An 18125-nucleotide genomic window follows, 5' to 3' on the forward strand; every position below is an offset into this window, starting at 1 on the left:
GCCGACCTGGGTAGCCTCGCGGGCATGAGGATCGGCATTGTGGGGGCCACCGGCCAGGTCGGTGGCGTGATGCGGCAGGTGCTGGCGGAGCGCGAGTTCCCGGCGGAGCAGGTGCGGTTGTTCGCCTCCGCCCGGTCGGCCGGGCGGACCGTGCCATGGCGCGGCGGCGAGGTGACGATCGAGGACGCGGCCACCGCCGACTACGCGGGCCTGGACATCGTGCTCTTCTCCGCCGGCAAGGGCACCGCCCTGGCGCTGGCCCCCCGGGTCGCCGCCGCCGGCGCGGTGGTGATCGACAACTCGTCGGCGTTCCGGATGGACCCGGACGTGCCGCTGGTCGTCGCCGAGGTCAACCCGCACGCCGCCGCGCGCCGCCCGAAGGGCATCATCGCCAACCCGAACTGCACCACGATGGCCGCGATGCCGGTGCTGCGCCCGCTGCACGACGAGGCGGAGCTGGTGAGCCTCGTCGTCGCCACCTACCAGGCGGTCTCCGGGGCCGGCCTGGCCGGCGTGGCCGAGCTGGAGGAGCAGGTCCGCAAGGTCGCCGAGCAGGCCGCCGGCCTGGCGTTCGACGGCGCGGCCGTGGAGTTCCCCGCCCCCCGCGTCTTCGCCCGGACCATCGCGTTCAACGTGCTCCCGCTCGCCGGCTCGATCGTCGACGACGGCTCGGCGGAGACCGACGAGGAGCAGAAGCTGCGCAACGAGAGCCGCAAGATCCTGGAGATCCCCGGGCTGAAGGTCTCCGGCACCTGCGTCCGGGTGCCGGTCTTCACCGGGCACTCGCTCCAGATCAACGCCCGGTTCGCCCGGCCGATCACCCCGCAGCGGGCCCGCGAGCTGCTCGACGGCGCGCCCGGCGTGGCCCTGTCCGACGTGCCGACCCCGTTGCAGGCCGCCGGCCACGACCCGACGTACGTGGGCCGGCTGCGCGCCGACGAGACGGTGGAGCACGGGCTGTCGCTGTTCTGCTCCAACGACAACCTCCGCAAGGGTGCCGCCCTCAACGCCGTCCAGCTCGCCGAGCTCGTCGCCGCCGACCTGCGCTGACCGTCGCCGCGCCCCGGGTGTCGGCACGCGGCGTTACCCCGCCCGGGCGGCGGGTAGACCGCGGTGCCGACACCGAGAGGGGAGCACCATGACAACGGTCGGAGAGTTCATGACGACCCGGTTGGTGACGATGGACGGCCACGAGACGCTCACCGCCGCCGCGCGGGAGATGCGCGACAGCTCGATCGGCGACGTGGTGGTGACGGCCGGTGACGACGTGGTCGGCATCGTCACGGACCGGGACATCGCGGTCCGGGGCGTCGCCGAGGAGCGGGACCCGGACACGACCCGGCTCGACCAGATCACCACCCGCGACGTGATCACGGTGAGCCAGTACGACGACGCCGTTGCCGCCGCCGACCTGATGCGCACGTACGCCGTACGGCGGCTGCCGGTGATCGACGACGGCCGGCTGGTCGGCCTGATCTCCATGGGCGACCTCGCGGTCGAGCGGGAACCGCAGTCGGTGCTGGCGGACATCAGCGCCGACGACCCCAACAACTGACCGTCCGCCGCGCGACGCCGGCCCCCGAACCGGGGGCCGGCGTCGCGTCGTGCCCGCGCCGCGCCCCTCACCCGATCCGGGTGAGGTTGACCCCGCACCGGACGGGGACCCTTCCGCGACGTCGAACGCCGCGGGTCGACGGGAGGGGAGGGGCCCGATGCCGGACGCGACCACCAGATTCTTCGAGGACCTGGACCGGCGGGGGTACGAGCCGCTGCTGGTCAAGACATCCGGAACCATCCGCTTCGACCTGCACGAGGGGCAGCAGACGACGCACTGGCTGGTCGCGATCGACCGGGGCCGGATCAGCGTCAGCCGGGAGGACCGGGAGGCGGACACGGTCGTCAACACCAACCCCGTCCTCTTCGAGGACCTCGCCGCCGGCCGGGAGGACGGCATCGCCGCGATCCTGCGCGGGGACATGACGGTCAGCGGCGACGCCCGGCTGGTGGTGCAGGTGGAACGCCTCTTCCCCGGCCCGCCGACCAGCCAGGGCCCGCGCCGGCTGTTCCAGAAGCGGCTGTTCCAGAAGGAGGCACGCTGATGACGGAGGGCAACACGATCCGGATCCTCGACGGCAGCACCTTCGTCGTCTCCGAGGACACCGGCGACATCGAGGCGACCCCGAGCGAGCCCACCGGCATGTTCTCCCTCGACACCCGGTTCCTGTCCCGCTGGGTGCTGACCGTCAACGGCGAGCGGCTCAACACGCTGTCCTACGACGACCTCCAGTACTACGAGGCGCGGTTCTTCCTGGTGCCGGGGATGGCCACCCACTACGTCGACGCGAAGCTGTCGATCATCCGCGAGCGGGTGGTCGGCGGCAGCTTCCGCGAGCAGCTCACCATCCTCAACCACGACGAGAAGCCCGTCGACCTGCGGGTCCGGATGGACGCCGGCTCCGACTTCGCCGACCTGTTCCAGGTCAAGGACGAGATCGTCAACAAGAAGGGCGAGCTGTACGCCGAGGCGGAGGCCGACCGGCTGCGCCTGGGCTACCGCCGGGGCAACTTCCGGCGCGAGACGGTCGTCTCCTGCTCGCGGACCGCCAGGTACGACCGCAACGGCTTCGAGTTCAGCGTCCACCTCGAACCCAACGAGCAGTGGAGCACCGACATCGACGTGCAGACCTTCGCCCTCGGGCCGGGCGGGCGGGACCTGCGGATGGGCGTGCGGGCGCACGGCACCGAACGGCTGGCCCTCCAGCAGGACCTCCAGGAGTGGATCGCCGCCGCGCCGAAGGTGAACACCGAGTGCGAGCACCTGGCCCGCACGTACCGGCGGAGCCTGGTCGACCTCGCCGCGCTGCGCTTCTCGCCCCTGTCGCTCGGCGGCAGCACCCTGCCCGCCGCCGGCCTGCCGTGGTTCATGACGATGTTCGGCCGGGACAGCATCCTGACCTGCCTCCAGGTGCTGCCGTACGCCCCGGCGCTGTCCAAGACGACGCTGCGCATCCTCGCCTCGTTGCAGGGCACCCGGTTCGACGACTTCCGCGACGAGGACCCCGGCCGCATCCTGCACGAGATGCGCTACGGCGAGACGGCCGCGTTCGAGGAGCAGCCCCACTCGCCGTACTACGGCTCGGTCGACGCGACGCCGCTGTTCGTGGTGCTGCTCGACGAGTACGAGCGGTGGAGCGGCGACGAGTCGCTGGTGCGGGAGCTGGAGCAGGAGTGCCGGGCCGCGCTGAAGTGGATCGACGACTACGCCGACCTGGTCGGCAACGGCTACATCTGGTATGAGCGGCGCAACACCGACACCGGCCTGGAGAACCAGTGCTGGAAGGACTCCTGGGACTCGATCTCCTACCGAGACGGCACCCTCCTGCCGTTCCCCCGGGCCACCTGCGAGGTGCAGGGGTACGCGTACGACGCGAAGATGCGGGCCGCCCGGATGGCGCGCGAGTTCTGGGGCGACCCCGCGTACGGCGACCAGCTGGAGCGGGAGGCCACGCTGCTCAAGGAGCGGTTCAACCGGGACTGGTGGGTCGACGACGGCCAGTTCTACGCGCTCGCCCTCGACCCCGACGGCCGCCGGGCGGACGTGCTCAGCTCCAACATCGGCCACCTGCTGTGGAGCGGCATCGTCGACCACGACCGGGCCGGACGGATCGCCGAGCACCTGGTCGGGCCGCGGCTGTTCTCCGGCTGGGGGGTGCGGACGCTGGCCGAGGGGGAGGTCCGCTACAACCCCATCGGCTACCACAACGGCACGATCTGGCCGTTCGACAACTCGTTCATCGCGTGGGGGCTGCGCCGGTACGGCTTCGCCGAGGAGGCCGCCGTGATCGCCAACGGGATCCTCGACGCGGCCCGCTACTTCGACGGGCGGCTGCCGGAGGCGTTCGGCGGCTACCAGCGGGAGCTGACCAAGTTCCCGGTGGAGTACCCGACGGCGTGCAGCCCGCAGGCCTGGTCAACGGGTGCGCCGATGCTGCTGCTACGCACCATGCTCGGCATCGAGCCGCACGAGGGGCACCTGTCGGTGGAGCCGTGCCTGCCCGTGGGCATGGGCCGGATCGAGATGCTGGACATCCCGGGCCGGTGGGGCAAGGTCGACGCGTTCGCCCGGGGCCGGCTGGACCTGCACAACCTGGCTGACTGACGGGTCGCCACCGGGGGTGGCGGCCCGCCGCCCCCGGGTGGCGGCACGCCGTGGGAGGGCGCGTGCGGCCCTGGCGTGTCCCCACCCCCAGCAGGGTAAAGTCGCCGGATGCCGGAACTCGTGTATCCGCCCGTGATCGCCGCCGCCAAGACGATGTTCCGGGTCCTCGACCTGCGCCTGACCGTGGAGGGCAGCCACCATGTGCCGCGCACCGGCGGGGCGGTGCTGGCCAGCAACCACGTGAGCTACCTGGACTTCATCTTCTGCGGCTACGGCGCGCACGCGTCCGGCCGGCTGGTGCGGTTCATGGCCAAGCACGAGGTGTTCGCACACAAGGTCTCCGGCCCGCTGATGCGCGGCATGAAGCACATCCCGGTCAACCGGCGGGCCGGCGCCGGCTCCTACAGCACGGCGGTCGACGCGCTGCGCCGGGGCGAGGTGGTGGGCGTCTTCCCCGAGGCGACCATCAGCCGCTCGTTCACGGTGAAGGACCTCAAGAACGGTGCGGCCCGGATGGCGCAGGACGCCGCCGTGCCGCTGCTGCCGGTGGCGCTGTGGGGCACCCAGCGGCTCTGGACGAAGGGCCGCCCGAGGACGCTGACCCGCCGGCACACCCCGATCACCATCCTGGTGGGCGAGCCCATCGACCCCGCCGACCACGCCGACGCGAACGCGCTGAGCGCCGAGCTGAAGACCCGGCTGGCCGCCCTCGTCGACCGGGCCCAGCGGACGTACCCGGACACCCCGGCCGGGCCGGACGACACCTGGTGGCAGCCGGCCCACCTGGGCGGCACCGCGCCGACGCCCGAGGAGGCCGCCGCGCTCGACCGGGGCGGCCGGCGCACCCCCGCCGCCTGACCGCCGCCGCCCGGCGTCGCCGGGAGCGGGGTGCGCGGCTGGTCTAACCTCGCGGCCATGCGGAAGTTCAAGGGCGGCCGGGGCAGGTCCGTCGACCTGGTCGCGGAGGCCCGCGCGGACGCGGAACGGCGGCACGCCCACCCGCAGGCCGACGCCGGGCCGCGGGCCCGGCGTGGCGCCGCGCCGACGGCCGCCCGGCCCGCCCACACCGGGGCGCTGCTCGGCGTGCTGCTCGTGCTCGGCCTGGTCGCCTTCCCCATCGTGTCGGTCGTGATCGGCCCCGCCAGCCGGGAGCGGATCGAGGGGTACGCGTGCGCGGTCACCGGCTGCACCGGGCCCGGCATGGCCACGGCGGGCTGGCTGCTGATCACCGTGCCGTTCCTCTACGTGGTGACCGCCGTCGCGTTCTGGTCCCGGCTGCCCGGCCGGGCCCGCACGGCGGTGGCCGTGGTGGCCGCGCCCCTGGTGCTGGGCGCCTACCTGTTCATCCCCAGCCGGCGTCGCGACCTCGACGACCTCCTCGACGGCCCCGCCCGGTACGCGACGGCCACCGGCATCACCTGGGCCTGGGCGGGCCTCGCGCTCGCCCTGCTCGCCCTCCTCGTCGTCGCGGTGCTCGCCGACACCAGGAAGACGGTGCCCGCCGAGAGCAGGAGATCGGTGCCCGCCGAGCGTGGGAAGGCGGCCCTGCCGCCCGTCTGGGCGCCGCTGGTCGCGGCCGGGGCGTGCCTGGCCATGCTCGGGGTGGCCCTGGGCCGGGCCGACCCCGTGCCGGTCACCGCCGACCTGGCGTTCCCCGAGCGCACGTTCACCGTCGCGGGGGACACGCTCACCCGCACGTCCGCCGACGACCAGCGGGGCTGCGCCGGGGTGCTGGACGACGACGAGCGGCTGGCGGGCTGCGTGCGTACCGTGCGGGGAAGCTGGACCACCGACGACAGCGACGCCGTGGTGCGTCTCGCGGCGGTGCTGTTCCCGACGGAGGACGCGGCCCGCGAGCGCCGGGGGCCGCTGCGCTCCGGCACCGCGCAGGCCGGGCTCGACGGCGACACGGCCGACGTGGTGTCGACGTCGAAGAGTTGGGTGCTGTTCGTCAGCGTCGGCCACGCCGACGGGCGGGCGATCGACCGGGCCGACCGGGGCCACCTGATGTGGGCGGCGAGCCAGGTCGTCTACCGGTTCATCGGGCACCAGGTGGGGCTGCTGGTCGCGCCCACGCCGAAGGACGGCATCGGCCCCCGCACGCCCTGACCGAATCCGGTGGGGCGCAAATCCGGTGGGGCGGCGGCGGGGCGGCCGGCTAGGGTGCCCCGGTGCCCACCCCACGCCTGGAGAAGATCACCCCGGCCAACCTCGACGCCGCCTGTGAGCTGCGCATCCGCCCCGACCAGGAACACCTGGTGGAGCCGGTCGCCCGGTCGCTGGCCGAGGCCTACGTCTGGCCGGGCGTCGCCTGGCCCCGGCTCGTCTACGACGGCGACGACCTGGTCGGCTTCCTGATGGGCTTCTTCCGCATCCCGTGGAGCGAGGACGCCCCGGGCGACCTGCGCTCGGGGCTGTGGCGGCTGAACATCGCCGCCGACCGGCAGGGGCGCGGCTACGGGCGGTTCGCCGTGCGGGCCGTGGCCGAGGAGGCGCGGCGGCGCGGCGAGCGGCGCATCTTCACCACGTGGGAGCCGGGCGGGGACGGGCCGGAGGGGTTCTACCTGCGGCTCGGGTTCCGCCCGACGGGGGAGCGCAGCGGCGGCCAGACCGTCGGCGCGCTCGACCTGCCTGCTCAGCCCGACAGGGGACACCCGGTCGCGGTGTCGTAGGCGGCCTGGTTGGCGGCGACCTCGTCCGTGTGGGCCTCCGCCCAGACCTTCAGGCCGCGCATCATCTGGTGCAGGGAGAGACCGAGCTCGGTGATCTCGTAGGACACGGTGACCGGCACGGTCGGCGTCACCGTGCGGGTGACCAGACCGTCGCGTTCCAGCGCACGCAGGGTCTGGGTGAGCATCTTCTGGCTGACGCCGGCCAGGAGCCGGGACAGCTCGGAGTAGCGCATCGGCCGGGGCCCGCCCGTGCAGTCCGGGCCGCTGCCGAGGGCGGAGAGCAGGAGCATGACCCACTTACCGGAGATCCGCTCCAGCATCTTGTGGCTCGGGCACACCGCCAGGAACGCGTTGTACTCCGCCTTGCGCCGGGCCCGAATCTCGGCCGCTGTCGTCGTAGCCATCGGATGCTCCTCTCCCGCCATCGGCAGCCGCCACCCCGGACCGGCAACTACTTCCTGATGGAGAGTAGCGCCCACCGGTTGACGAGATCGTTGGTGCGCGGGGCGTTGCGGTGCAGCGCCAGGTCGTGCGCCGCGTCCTCGACCACGACGGCGTCGACCCGCGACGCGGCGCCGAAGGAACGCTTCTGGTCGGGCCCGAACGCCGCCGAGACCCCGTCCACGCGCACGTCCAGCGAACTGTGCTGCCACGGCCGGGCGTGCGCGGCGGCGGGTGACGCGAATCCGGCCACGCCGGTGGCGAGGGCGATCGCGGCCGCGACGGAGGCCAGCCAGGTCCGGTTCGTGTTCATCGGCCGATCCGATCGAGCTCGGCGACGTCCGTGTCGGTCAGGGTCACGCCGGTGCCGGCGACGTTCTCGCGCAGGTGGGCCACCTTCGAGGTGCCCGGGATCAGCAGGATGTTGGGTGACCGTCGCAGCAGCCAGGCCAGGGCGACGGCCATCGGGGTGCTGCGCAACCGGGCCGCGACCGCCGAGAGCGCCTCGGACTGCAACGGAGAGAAGCCACCGAGCGGGAAGAACGGCACGTAGGCGACGTGCTCGGCGGCGAGCCGGTCGATCAGCGGGTCGTCGTGGCGGTAGGCCAGGTTGTACATGTTCTGCACGGCCACGACCGGCGCGATGCCCTGCGCCTCGGCGACCTGCTCGGCGGTGACGTTGCTGACCCCGAGGTGGCGGATCAGGCCGTCCCGCTGGAGGTCGACGAGAGTGCCGAACGCCTCGGCGAGCGAACCGGCCTGCGGCCCCTGGGCGTCGCCCATGCGCAGGTACACCAGGTCGAGGGCCGCCACGCCGAGACCGTCGAGGTTGTCGTGCACCTGCTTGCGCAGGTCCTCGGGGCGTCGGGCCGTCGGCCACCCGCCCTGCGCGTCGCGGAACGCGCCGACCTTGGTGGCGACGAGCGGCGGCTCCGGGTACGGGTGCAGGGCCTCGCGGATCAGCTCGTTGGTCACCCGGGGGCCGTAGGCGTCGCTCGTGTCGATGTGGGTGATGCCCAGCTCGACCGCCTCGCGCAGGACGGCCAGCGCGCCCGCGTGGTCGGCGGGCGGCCCCATGACGTAGGGGCCGGCGAGCTGCATGGCGCCGTAGCCGAAGCGGGACACGACCGAGCTTCCCAGGCGCCAGGTGCCGCCGGGGAGGGAGGTGGTGGAGTTCGTCATGGCTCTACTTTTGCCCGGTAACTCTCCATCAGGCAGTACGTACTTCCAAGTGCGTTAGGCACCCGGGGGCAGCCGGGGCCCGGAAGCTGGTGGCCTCTCCAGGGGGCCGAGCCGTTGCCGGTGCGCTTCTCGATAGAGACCGCCGACCGGCAGACCAGGGAGGTCGGCTACCCCGTCGCGGTGCGGGGCAGTGTCTGGCATCGGGGGGCGGAAGTGCCCTGCGGACACTTCCGTTGACTGGCCACCGCGGGCATTTCTTCGGACCTTGGACACCTGCTGTTCGTGGCGTACGTCAAGTGTCCAAGGTCCGTGCGGCGCGGCGCGGTGGTGGCTAGGCCGGGAAATAGACGTCGACCGCGGTGAATCCGCCGGCCACGTCGCACGTCTCGCCGAACCCGAACGTGCGGGTGGTGCCCGCCGAGGCGGTGCGCGTCTCGTCGAAGTAGCAGCTGAGGTTGCCGTTGTAGCCGATGAACTCGACCGTCCGCGAGGCGCTGACCGCCTTCACGTAGCCGCTGATGTCCAGGCTGCGGTTGTAGAAGGTGACGGTGCCCTCGGTGATCGACGCGCCGTAGGTGATGCGGAAGGGCTGGGTGGTCGAGTCGGCCACCCTGATCGTGGCCACGTGAATGCGGGCCGGCGCTGTGGCCTGGGCCGGCGCTGCGGCCTGGGCCGGGGTGGCGGCCTGGGCCGGCGTGGCCATGGCGGTGGTGAGGACGGCTGCGGCGGCCAGGGCGCCCGCCAGCCTTCCGGCCTTCCCGTGTGCGATCGTCGACATTTCCTGATACCGCCTTCCAAGAATTCTTGCCCGACGATGAGCGTCAATGTCTGTAGTATGCCCGGAGTGTCTCCCGCGCGACGTCAAGGAGAACTTCGTGTTTCGATCCCGCAATGTCGCCAGCGCTGTCGCCACCGCCGTCGCGGCCATCACCGTCCTGGCCGGCACACCCGCCCACGCCGGCTCCCGACCCGGTCCACCACCGAGCCTCGACCTCGACCGGGCCGAGCTGCACCAGAGCATCGACGGCTTCGGCTACTCGATCGCCTTCCAGCGCTCCACGCTGGTCCACGACCTGTCCGAGGCGAAGCGCGCGGAGGTCCTCGACCTGCTCCTCGACCGGCGTAAGGGCGCCGCGCCGACGATCCTGCGGCTCGGCATCGGCTCGTCGGCCACCGACGTGTACGACAACATGCTGTCCATCCAGCCGACCGACCCGGGTGGCCCGGCGGCCACCCCGAACTACCAGTGGGACGGCTGGGACGGCGGCCAGGTGTGGTATGCCAAGGAGGCGCGTAAGCGCGGGATCAACCGGTTCTACGCCGACGCGTGGAGCGCGCCGGGATACATGAAGAACAACGGCACCGACGCCAACGGCGGCAGCCTCTGCGGCCTGTCGGGCGTGACCTGCGCCAGCGGCGACTGGCGGGAGGCGTACGCGCGTTATCTCGTGCAGTACGCCAAGTTCTACCGGCAGGAGGGGATCCGGATCGACGAGATCGGATTCACCAACGAGCCCGACTGGACGGCCCCGTACGCCTCGATGCGGTTCACCCCGGCGCAGGCCGCCGAGTTCGTGAAGGTCATCGGCCCCGTCGCCGAGCAGGCCGGGGTGGGGCTGGTCTGCTGCGACTCGTTCGGCTGGCAGCAGTCGGACGCGTACGCGCAGGCGATCGAGGCGGACCCGGAGGCCCGCCGCCACCTGGACCTGTTCACCGGGCACGGCTACGCCAGCCCGTCGGACCGCCCGCTGCCGACGACGGCGCCGACCTGGATGACGGAGTGGGCCCCGTCGAGCACCTCCGACGGCTGGAACGAGGCGTGGGACAGCGGCAAGGTCACGGACGGCATCGCGGTCGCCCAGCGCATCCACGACACCCTCGCCAAGGCCGACGCCAGCGCCTTCGTCTACTGGCTCGGGTCGTCCCGGGGCGGGACGGCGGCCCTCGTGCAGGTCGACAACGCCACGGACAGCTACCGGGTGTCCTCCCGGCTCTACGCCTTCGCCGCGTACAGCAGGTTCATCCGGCCCGGGGCGGTGCGGATCGGCGTGGACGGCGCGCCGGCGGGCCTGGCGGTGTCGGCCTACCGCAACGCCGACGGCACCGAGGTGGTGCAGGTCATCAACACCTCGACCGAGGTGGTGCGGACCACCGTCGACCTGCGCAGGCCGACCGCCTACCTCACCGACTCGACGCACAAGCTGGAGAAGGTCGACGGGCTCGTCTCGGGGCACGGCGCACACCGGACGGTCGAGCTGCCGCCGCGTTCGCTGACCACCCTGGTCGGTGGCCGGGGCTGAGTCGTCCGGTCTTCACCCCGCGTGGCTTCGGGGCCGCCCGCCGGCACGGAGGGCGGCCCCGGTCGCGGTGTCGGCCGTGTGCGGCCCCGGTCGTGGTGCCGGCCCTGCCTCGGCCCCGGTCAGCGGTGTCGGCCCTGGTCGCGGCCCCGGTCAGCGCGGGGGGCGGCCCGCCTGGTTGACGAAGGCGGCCCAGGCCGTCGGGGCGAACAGGAGCGCCGGCCCGGCCGGGTCCTTGCTGTCGCGTACGCCCACGACGCCCGGCAGGTTGGCGGCCACCTCGACGCAGTCGCCGCCGCTCCCGCCGCTGCGGGTGCTCTTGCGCCAGACGGCACCGGCAAGGTCAGTCATGCGCGCTCCTCGATGATCATGTTGATCATTTTCTCTGATTCTGCCTCATCCGAGGCGAGCATTTCCAGGTCGGACCAGACGTGCTCGTAGGCGGCGACCTCGGCCGGCCGGTCGAGGTAGAGCGCGCCGGTGATGTTCTCCAGGTAGACGGTCGTCGGCTCGGTCGCGGCCCGGCCGAACGCCTGCGGGAAGTCGAGCACCACGAAGGTGCCCGTCTCGCTGGCCAGCGGCGGGCCGGCGGCCAGCGGGAGGACGCGCAGGCTCACGTTGGGCAGCGCGGCCATGTCGAGCAGGTGGCGCAGTTGCCCGGCCATCGCCCGCCGGTCGGGGATGGTGCGGCGCAGCACGGCCTCGCTCAGCACCGCCTTCAGCGTGGGCGCGCTGGGCAACCGCCGGGTCAGCACGTGCTGGCGGTGCATCCGCACCTCGACGAGCCTCTCCCGCTCGGCCTCGGTCATCGTGGGATTCTTGCGGCGGAAGAGCTCGGCGGCGTATTCGCGGGTCTGGAGCAGCCCCGGGATCAGTTCGGAGTCGTATCGACGCATGAGCGTGGCGGTGCTTTCCAGCCCGACGTAGAGCGAGAACCACGGCGGGACGATTTCGCCGTACGAGTGCCACCAGCCCTTGGCGCGGGTCTCCTTCGCCAGGCCGGTGACGATCGCCTTCATGTCCTCCGGCGCGCGGTAGATCTCACACATGGCGCGGGCGTCCACCACCCGCACCGGGACGAGGCCCTTCTCGATGCGCCACACCTTCTGCCGCGAGCAGTCCAGCCCCTCGGCGGCAGCGTCCAGCGAGACCGAGGCGCCCTCGCGGAGCTGCGTGAGCAGCCTGCCGAGCTGCCGCCGGGGCACCGTCGACCCGCTTGTTTCATCCGTCATGCAACATCACCGCGCCCCTCGTGCAACATTCCGCTCCTATTCCCGCGCATTTCTTTCCTCCATTCCTCGGGGATTGATTCGAATCGAGGCTAGAGGGGGTGGGTTGTGTTGCGCAAGGTGGCGGGCGGGTTGCAATCTGTCGAATGTCGGCAGGGTGGCGCGGGGCCGAGAATGGCGTCGGCAATAGCCCGTCGCCCCCCCTGCCGGCCCGCTGTCCCGCTCGTTGCGAGTCACGCGCGGGCGGGGCGGCGCAATTCTTCGGAAAGGACGCCCGATGCGCGTGACGTACGAGGAGTACGTGGTCGCCGTCGCGCTGACCCTCGCCCGCCGGCACCGGCCGGTCTGGAGCTGGAAGCGCTGGCGCAGGGTGTGCCGCTGCGGCGCGGAGCTGCCCTGCCGGGCCCGCCACCGCATCCCGATCGGCCGCGCGCACTGGCCGGGGGAGGACGACGGCCCGCCCGGGCCGGGGCAGGGTGGCCGACGCCCGTCCGGGACGGGCGCTCGGCGCGGGTCGGGGGAGGGGCCGTGACCGGCGGCCGCCCGCCTTCGGCCACGGGCGCGCCGCTGCGGGGTGCGGAGGTGCGGGGTGCGGAGGTGCGGGGCGCGGCGGTGCGGGGCGCGGAGGTGCGGGGTGCGGCGGTGCCGAAGCCGGGCGACCTGGTGCAGGTGACCCGGGCGGCCAGCGTGCAGTTCGTCGAGCCGATCAGGTGCCGGGTCGTCCGGGTGCTCGACTGGATCACCTACGACGGGTGGGTGTGGCTCGACGTCTACCAACTCGACGGCAGGGGAGACGCCGTCGCCCGCAGGTCGATCTTCGTGCGCCCGGCCGGGCTGCGCGTGCTGCGGCCCGCCCCTGCGCCCCGCCCGACCCCCGGCCTTCGCCCGACCCCCGGCCTTCGCCCGACCGCCGACGCCTGACCGGCCGCCGCCCCGCCGCGCCCCCGTGCGCGGCGATCTTGCGGTTGTGGCCCCGGCAAAAGGGGTGAAACGCCCTTCTGTGGGGCCGAAAGTGCAAGATCGCCGCGCAAGGGTTCGGGCGCACGGTCTCCGCCGCGCGTGCTGGCGCGGTCCCGTTCGTTTTGCGGGGCCCGCACCCGCGGCACCGTTCCGCTCTTCCTGTGGGCCCGCACCCGCGGACGCCAGGCCGCCAACGCGACCAGCCCCAGCGACACCGCCGCGTCGGACAGCGCCCCGTGCACCCCCGCGGCCGTCCCGGGCCGCAGCCAGCAGCGCGTCGACGCGCCGCAGCTCGTCGTCCCGACCGAGGAGCCGGCGGCCCGCTCACCTGCGGCAGGCGGCCCTTCCCAGGTCACGCCGGCCACGACAGGTCATGGAACGCCGCCCGGAACACACCTGGCTCTCACGTCCGCGCACGCTGTCATCGTCGCCTCACGGGCCGTGTCGCGGCAGTGCCAAGATCCCGGGCCGGGTCGACTGCGGGTGACGCCCGGTCGCGCTGGCCGCCGTACGCGCTGGGGTGTGGGAACCGGTCCGCCCGCCCGGCTGGGGTCCCGGGGGCGGACCCGGCTCCCCGCGTCGGGGCCCACCGGGCCGGAGAAGCAGGAACGCGCCCGCCGCCCCTCGGCTCGCCGACGTTGGGCGAGGGGTGTGCCGAGGGTGCGGAAGGTTCGCCTGCCGCCGCGTCTCGTGCAGCATCGACTGCCGGCGACCGGGCCGCTCACCACGTGGATGAGCAGGACGCGGCCGGGCGAACGGCGTCGCCTGAATGTGGGCAGGGTGCTACGAGACGCGGGGATCCCGATCAGAACGGAACGAGCGCCTTCCCGGCCCCGGTGCCGGGGCGGATGGCGGGAAACTCCGGCCCTTTCCAGTGGCCGATCGGCGCGCGGGAGATGGCTGGAACGGCCTCGGGGGGCGTCTCCAAGCTCATGTCCACTCCCGGGTCGACGGGCCGGCGCTGTCTGTTGGAGAAGCTAGCCGCCGCCGTCTGCCCCGTCAACCGGTGAAGGCGGATCGTTACGCCTGCTCAACCCGCCTGTCGGAAGCCCGGGCGGCCGGCCCCGCCGATTCGATCCTTCGCGCGATGCGAGATCCCATTCCGCATCTTGACAGGGTTTCGGGTGCCGCGTACGTTCGCTCCAAGTCGGCGAGGCGTCAGGGTGCTGCTGGGGTGCAGCCCGAGCCTGAACCGACCGGCGACCAACCTGCTCGGCCATGCCGTGAATCCACCGGGGCCCCCGCGGCGTCGGGCCGGCTCCAGCCGAAGCGGGCACGCGGTCACCCACCCCCTTCCACGCCAGGGCAAGACCCGTCGTACCGAGACCGCAGGGCGATTCCACGCGCCAGGCGGGCGGGTTCGCAGCGGTGGAGCCCAGATCGCGCAAGCGCCTACCCGCCACCAAGAACCGCCATTGCCAGCAGTGGTGGGAACACCGGGTCACCTGCGAGCACATAGGAGCGACAAGATGATCTCTCGACGTATCGGTGCGGCCGCGGCCGTCACCGCCATGCTTCTCGTGAGCGCCTGCGGCGGGGGCGACGACGCCGGCGACTCCGCGAACGCCACGACGAAGGTCTCCGTCACGACGTTCGGCTGCGAAATCTGGAACACCTGGGCGATCTCGAAGGGCGTCTACGCGAAGCACCGCCTCGACGTCGAGCTGGTCCGGTCCGGGGGCGGCTCGGCCGCCGTCGCCGCGGTGCTCTCCGGTGCGGCCGACTTCGGCTACGTCAACGGCTACACCGCGATCAACGCCTACAACACCGGCTTCCCCATCCAGATGGTGTCCGGCGCCAACGTCAACGCGCTGCCGCCGGCCAAGCCCGCGCAGGGCGTCTTCGTCGGCAAGGACTCCCCGATCAAGTCGCCCGCCGACCTCGCCGGCAAGAAGATCGCGGTCAACGAGATCAACGGCATCAACCAGATCGTGACCGCGAGCTGGCTGAAGGCCAACGGGGTCGAGCCGGACAGCGTGAGCTTCGTGGCGCTGCCCTTCGCCGAGCAGATTCCCGCGGTGCTCAGCGGGCGGGTCGACGCCGCCCAGCTCGGCTACTCGCTGCTCGGCAACAACAACGACGGCGTCCGCAGCCTGGCGGACCCCTTCGCCAGCAGCAACAAGGTCTACATCGCGACCTACGTCGCCGCGAAGAACTTCGTGGCCAAGGGCGACGCGGCGAAGCGCTTCCACGAGGCGATGACCGAAACCGCCCAGCAGCTCAACGACCCGGCCAACAAGGACGAGTCGTTCCGGCTGCTCTCCGAGTGCCAGAAGGTGCCGGCGGAGACCCTCGCCGCCCAGCCGCAGAATGCCATCGAGGCCGCCGTCGACCTCGGCGCGCTGGACCGGATGGCGCAGCAGATGGTCGACCTCAAGATGATGCAGAAGAAGCCCGATCTTGAGCCTTTCGTCACCGACTTCGCCCGGTCCTGAACCGTCTGCCGGCGACCGACCGACCGTCAAGGGAGAGGACGTGACAGGGGTGTCGAGTCACTCGGTCGAGGTTGATGTCCCCGCCCCGTCGCCCTCCGGCGTGCCCGCCACGGCACGCCGGAGGGGCTCGACGCCCGACTGGGCGTACGGGCTGGCGGGCATCGCCACGATGTTCGTGGTGTGGGAACTCGTGGTACGCACGGGGGCGGTCTCGGCGGACTCCCTGCCGTACCCGGCGGCCACCATGCAACGGGCCGGCGAGCTACTCGTCGACGCGACGTTCCTGACCGAGGTGGCGCAGACCCTGTGGGCCTGGCTGCTCGCCATGCTCGTCGCCAGCGCCGTCGGCATTCCGCTGGGCCTGACCCTCGGCTACTTCTCCGCGTTCTACCGGCCGTCGTCCTCGGTCGTGCACGCCGGCCGGTCGATCCCCTCCTCGGCGTTCCTGCCGATCGCCATCCTGCTGTTCGGCCTCGGCACCCAGATGAAGGTGTCGCTGGCGATCTACGCGATCTTCTGGCCGATCCTGCTCAACGCCATGTACGGCGTGCGCGACACCGAACCGCTCATGCTGGCCACCGGCCGGAGCATGGGCTGGGGCAGGACGCGGCTGCTGACCAGAGTCGTGCTGCCGTCGGCGGCCCCGTCCATCGCCACCGGCCTGCGGGTGGCCAGCTCGACGGCGCTCATCGTGGTGCTCTCGGCCGAGCTGCTCGGCGCGACCAGCGGGGTGGGCACGGTGATCACCACGTACCAGCAGGCGCAACGACCCGACTTCGTCTACGCGGGGATCCTCCTCGTAGGGCTGCTCGGAATGGCCCTCTACTACGGCTTCAACCTGGTCGAACGCCTGGTGGTCCCCTGGGGCCAGGCCCAACGGGAGAGCGGACGATGAGCGAACACGGAGCGAAGCGGTCGAGCCTGGCCGCCTCGGCGCAGGCGATGGGACGCGGCGTGCAGTCGCTGTGGCTGCTCGCGGCACTGCTGGTGGTGTGGGAGATCGCCGCCCGGCTGGCCGGGTCCCTGTTCGTCCCGCCGGTGTCGCAGATCTTCGCCGCGTTCGTCGACACCTGGCTCTCCGGCTCGCCGTCGTCGCTCTTCCTCAGCGACCAGTTCCGGACCGACGTTGTGCCCAGCCTCGCGCGACTCGGCCTCGGCTACGGCGCGGCGGCGGCGATCGGCATCAGCGCCGGCATCCTGATCGGAGTGTGGCGACCCGCCGGAGCGTTCTTCAACCCGCTGATCCGGCTGGGCATGTCCGTGCCGGTGACCGCGCTCCTGCCCATCGCCATCGTGATCTTCGGCATCACCAGCGGGATGAACGTCTTTCTCATCGCGCTGGGCTGCCTGTGGCCGATCCTCATCAACACCTACGACGGGGTACGCGGACTCGACCGCACGGTGGTCACCGCCGCCAAGAGCATGCGGCTGACCCGACGCCGCTACTTCCTCCAGGTCCTGCTGCCCGGCGCCAGCCCCGCGATCTTCGCGGGAATGCGGATCAGCATCGGGATCGCCCTGGTGCTCATGGTGATCTCCGAGCTCTACGCCGCCACGGCGGGCCTCGGCTTCTACATCGTGAGCCAGCAGCGGCTGTTCCGGTTCCCGGAACTGTGGGCGGCCATCGTGCTGCTGGCGCTTCTGGGCATCCTCTTCAACGCCATCTTCGCCGTCGTCGAGAGGGTGCTGCTCAGGTGGCACCGCAACGTGCGGCCGGAAGGCGCGGAGAGCCACTAGCGGGGGCCGCGCCCCCAGTTCCCTGCCGCCAACCGCTCTCCGCACCGCCGATTCCCTGCCGCCAAACTCCCGAGCCGCCGACGACAACGACGACACCACGTAGAGGAGTCCCGGATGAAGTCCGTGACGATCCAACCGCACCAACCGGGCCCCGGCACCGACACGCCCGTGCTGGCCGTGCAGGAACTCGGCAAGTCGTACCCCTCGCGCAAGGGCGACGTCCTCGCCGTCCGCAGCATCGACTTCGCCGTGCACGCCGGCCAGTTCGTGTCGGTCGTCGGCCCCTCCGGCTGCGGCAAGACGACCCTCATGATGTGCATCGCCGGACTCCTGCCCATCACCACCGGGAGCGTCATGTTCCGGGGGGACCGCATGTCGGGCCCGCGGGACGGCGTCGCGGTCGTCTTCCAGGACTACAGCCGGTCGCTGTTCCCCTGGCTCACCGTCGAGAAGAACGTCGCCCTGCCCCTGCGGGACCGCGGGCTGCCCCGCACCGAGATCCGCGACCGCGTACGGGAATCACTGGAGATGGTGGGCCTGGCCCACGCCGCGGCGCTGCACCCGTGGCAGCTCTCCGGCGGCATGCAGCAGCGCGTCGCCATCGCGCGGGGTCTCGCCGTACGGCCCGAGATGCTGATCATGGACGAGCCCTTCGCCTCGGTGGACGCCCAGACCCGGGCCAGCCTGGAGGACCTGCTGCTCAAGGTCTGGGCCGAGACCGGCACGACGGTGCTGTTCGTGACCCACGACATCGACGAGGCCGTCTACCTGTCCGACCGGGTGGTCGTGCTGTCGCAGGGGCCGTCCGTCGTCGTCGAGGACCTGCCGGTCGAGCTGGAACGGCCCCGCGACCAGATCGCGACCAAGCAGACGGCGCTCTTCGGCGAACTCCGCGAGAACGTCTACTCCCTGGTCATGGCGTCACAGCGGCGCACCTCCCTGTCCGGCGACGCGCACTGACCCGTCATGGGCCGAGGCCCGGTCGCGCCGCCCGGCAACTATCGGCGGGCGCG

Annotated in this window: 20 protein-coding genes; 14 read left to right on the top strand and 6 right to left on the bottom strand. The window is 72.2% G+C overall.

Annotated elements, in window-relative coordinates:
• Positions 1-24: 24 nt before the first annotated feature.
• From HDA31_RS04460 to HDA31_RS04490, 7 genes are all read left to right on the top strand, one after another.
• On the top strand, positions 25-1050 hold the full coding sequence (locus HDA31_RS04460) for an aspartate-semialdehyde dehydrogenase (protein WP_178066196.1): 1026 nt from the start codon (positions 25-27) through the stop codon (positions 1048-1050).
• A gap of 88 nt (positions 1051-1138) precedes the next feature.
• Positions 1139-1555, top strand: coding sequence for a CBS domain-containing protein (locus HDA31_RS04465; RefSeq protein WP_074477506.1), 417 nt, complete (start codon positions 1139-1141; stop codon positions 1553-1555).
• Positions 1556-1712: 157 nt separating this feature from the next.
• On the top strand, positions 1713-2099 hold the full coding sequence (locus HDA31_RS04470; protein ID WP_178066195.1) for an SCP2 sterol-binding domain-containing protein: 387 nt from the start codon (positions 1713-1715) through the stop codon (positions 2097-2099).
• A complete protein-coding gene (locus HDA31_RS04475; protein ID WP_178066194.1) occupies positions 2099-4159 on the top strand; it encodes an amylo-alpha-1,6-glucosidase in 2061 nt (686 codons plus the stop codon). The genes HDA31_RS04470 and HDA31_RS04475 overlap by 1 nt, the downstream gene beginning before the upstream one ends.
• A 108-nt stretch (positions 4160-4267) precedes the next feature.
• Positions 4268-5017, top strand: coding sequence for a lysophospholipid acyltransferase family protein (locus tag HDA31_RS04480; RefSeq protein ID WP_074477512.1), 750 nt, complete (start codon positions 4268-4270; stop codon positions 5015-5017).
• A gap of 57 nt (positions 5018-5074) precedes the next feature.
• On the top strand, positions 5075-6268 hold the full coding sequence (locus HDA31_RS04485; protein ID WP_178066193.1) for a hypothetical protein: 1194 nt from the start codon (positions 5075-5077) through the stop codon (positions 6266-6268).
• A gap of 62 nt (positions 6269-6330) precedes the next feature.
• Positions 6331-6831, top strand: a complete 501-nt coding sequence (locus HDA31_RS04490; RefSeq protein ID WP_074477516.1) for a GNAT family N-acetyltransferase — start codon at positions 6331-6333, stop codon at positions 6829-6831.
• On the opposite strand, the gene HDA31_RS04495 is transcribed toward HDA31_RS04490, so the two are convergent.
• From HDA31_RS04495 to HDA31_RS04510, 4 genes are all read right to left on the bottom strand, one after another.
• Positions 6795-7235, bottom strand: a complete 441-nt coding sequence (locus tag HDA31_RS04495; RefSeq protein ID WP_074477518.1) for a winged helix-turn-helix transcriptional regulator — start codon at positions 7233-7235, stop codon at positions 6795-6797. The genes HDA31_RS04490 and HDA31_RS04495 overlap by 37 nt on opposite strands.
• Before the next feature lie 47 nt (positions 7236-7282).
• Positions 7283-7585, bottom strand: a complete 303-nt coding sequence (locus HDA31_RS04500) for a hypothetical protein (RefSeq protein ID WP_178066192.1) — start codon at positions 7583-7585, stop codon at positions 7283-7285.
• Positions 7582-8454, bottom strand: coding sequence for an oxidoreductase (locus tag HDA31_RS04505; protein ID WP_178066191.1), 873 nt, complete (start codon positions 8452-8454; stop codon positions 7582-7584). Before HDA31_RS04505 ends, HDA31_RS04500 begins: the two co-directional genes overlap by 4 nt.
• Positions 8455-8785: 331 nt before the next feature.
• Positions 8786-9232, bottom strand: coding sequence for a hypothetical protein (locus HDA31_RS04510; RefSeq protein WP_178066190.1), 447 nt, complete (start codon positions 9230-9232; stop codon positions 8786-8788).
• 97 nt (positions 9233-9329) lie between these two features.
• Between HDA31_RS04510 and HDA31_RS04515 the strand changes: the two genes are divergently transcribed.
• Positions 9330-10754, top strand: a complete 1425-nt coding sequence (locus HDA31_RS04515) for a glycoside hydrolase family 30 protein (protein ID WP_178066189.1) — start codon at positions 9330-9332, stop codon at positions 10752-10754.
• A gap of 150 nt (positions 10755-10904) precedes the next feature.
• On the opposite strand, the gene HDA31_RS04520 is transcribed toward HDA31_RS04515, so the two are convergent.
• Both HDA31_RS04520 and HDA31_RS04525 read right to left on the bottom strand, forming a co-directional pair.
• On the bottom strand, positions 10905-11102 hold the full coding sequence (locus tag HDA31_RS04520) for a DUF397 domain-containing protein (RefSeq protein ID WP_074477528.1): 198 nt from the start codon (positions 11100-11102) through the stop codon (positions 10905-10907).
• Positions 11099-11983, bottom strand: coding sequence for a helix-turn-helix domain-containing protein (locus tag HDA31_RS04525; protein ID WP_178066188.1), 885 nt, complete (start codon positions 11981-11983; stop codon positions 11099-11101). The genes HDA31_RS04520 and HDA31_RS04525 overlap by 4 nt, the downstream gene beginning before the upstream one ends.
• 274 nt (positions 11984-12257) lie before the next feature.
• Between HDA31_RS04525 and HDA31_RS04530 the strand changes: the two genes are divergently transcribed.
• From HDA31_RS04530 to HDA31_RS04555, 6 genes are all read left to right on the top strand, one after another.
• Positions 12258-12512: a hypothetical protein gene (locus HDA31_RS04530; RefSeq protein WP_178062719.1), complete on the top strand. Its 255-nt coding sequence runs from the start codon at positions 12258-12260 to the stop codon at positions 12510-12512.
• 110 nt (positions 12513-12622) lie between these two features.
• Positions 12623-12901: a hypothetical protein gene (locus HDA31_RS04535; RefSeq protein WP_178067774.1), complete on the top strand. Its 279-nt coding sequence runs from the start codon at positions 12623-12625 to the stop codon at positions 12899-12901.
• Positions 12902-14409: 1508 nt separating this feature from the next.
• Positions 14410-15375: an ABC transporter substrate-binding protein gene (locus tag HDA31_RS04540; RefSeq protein ID WP_178066187.1), complete on the top strand. Its 966-nt coding sequence runs from the start codon at positions 14410-14412 to the stop codon at positions 15373-15375.
• Between the two features lie 40 nt (positions 15376-15415).
• A complete protein-coding gene (locus HDA31_RS04545) occupies positions 15416-16270 on the top strand; it encodes an ABC transporter permease (protein ID WP_178066186.1) in 855 nt (284 codons plus the stop codon).
• Positions 16267-17112, top strand: a complete 846-nt coding sequence (locus HDA31_RS04550) for an ABC transporter permease (RefSeq protein WP_178066185.1) — start codon at positions 16267-16269, stop codon at positions 17110-17112. Before HDA31_RS04545 ends, HDA31_RS04550 begins: the two co-directional genes overlap by 4 nt.
• A gap of 114 nt (positions 17113-17226) precedes the next feature.
• On the top strand, positions 17227-18072 hold the full coding sequence (locus tag HDA31_RS04555) for an ABC transporter ATP-binding protein (RefSeq protein WP_178066184.1): 846 nt from the start codon (positions 17227-17229) through the stop codon (positions 18070-18072).
• Positions 18073-18125 lie beyond the last annotated feature (53 nt).

It is taken from the genome of Micromonospora carbonacea (genome assembly GCF_014205165.1).
Taxonomy (GTDB): domain Bacteria; phylum Actinomycetota; class Actinomycetes; order Mycobacteriales; family Micromonosporaceae; genus Micromonospora; species Micromonospora carbonacea.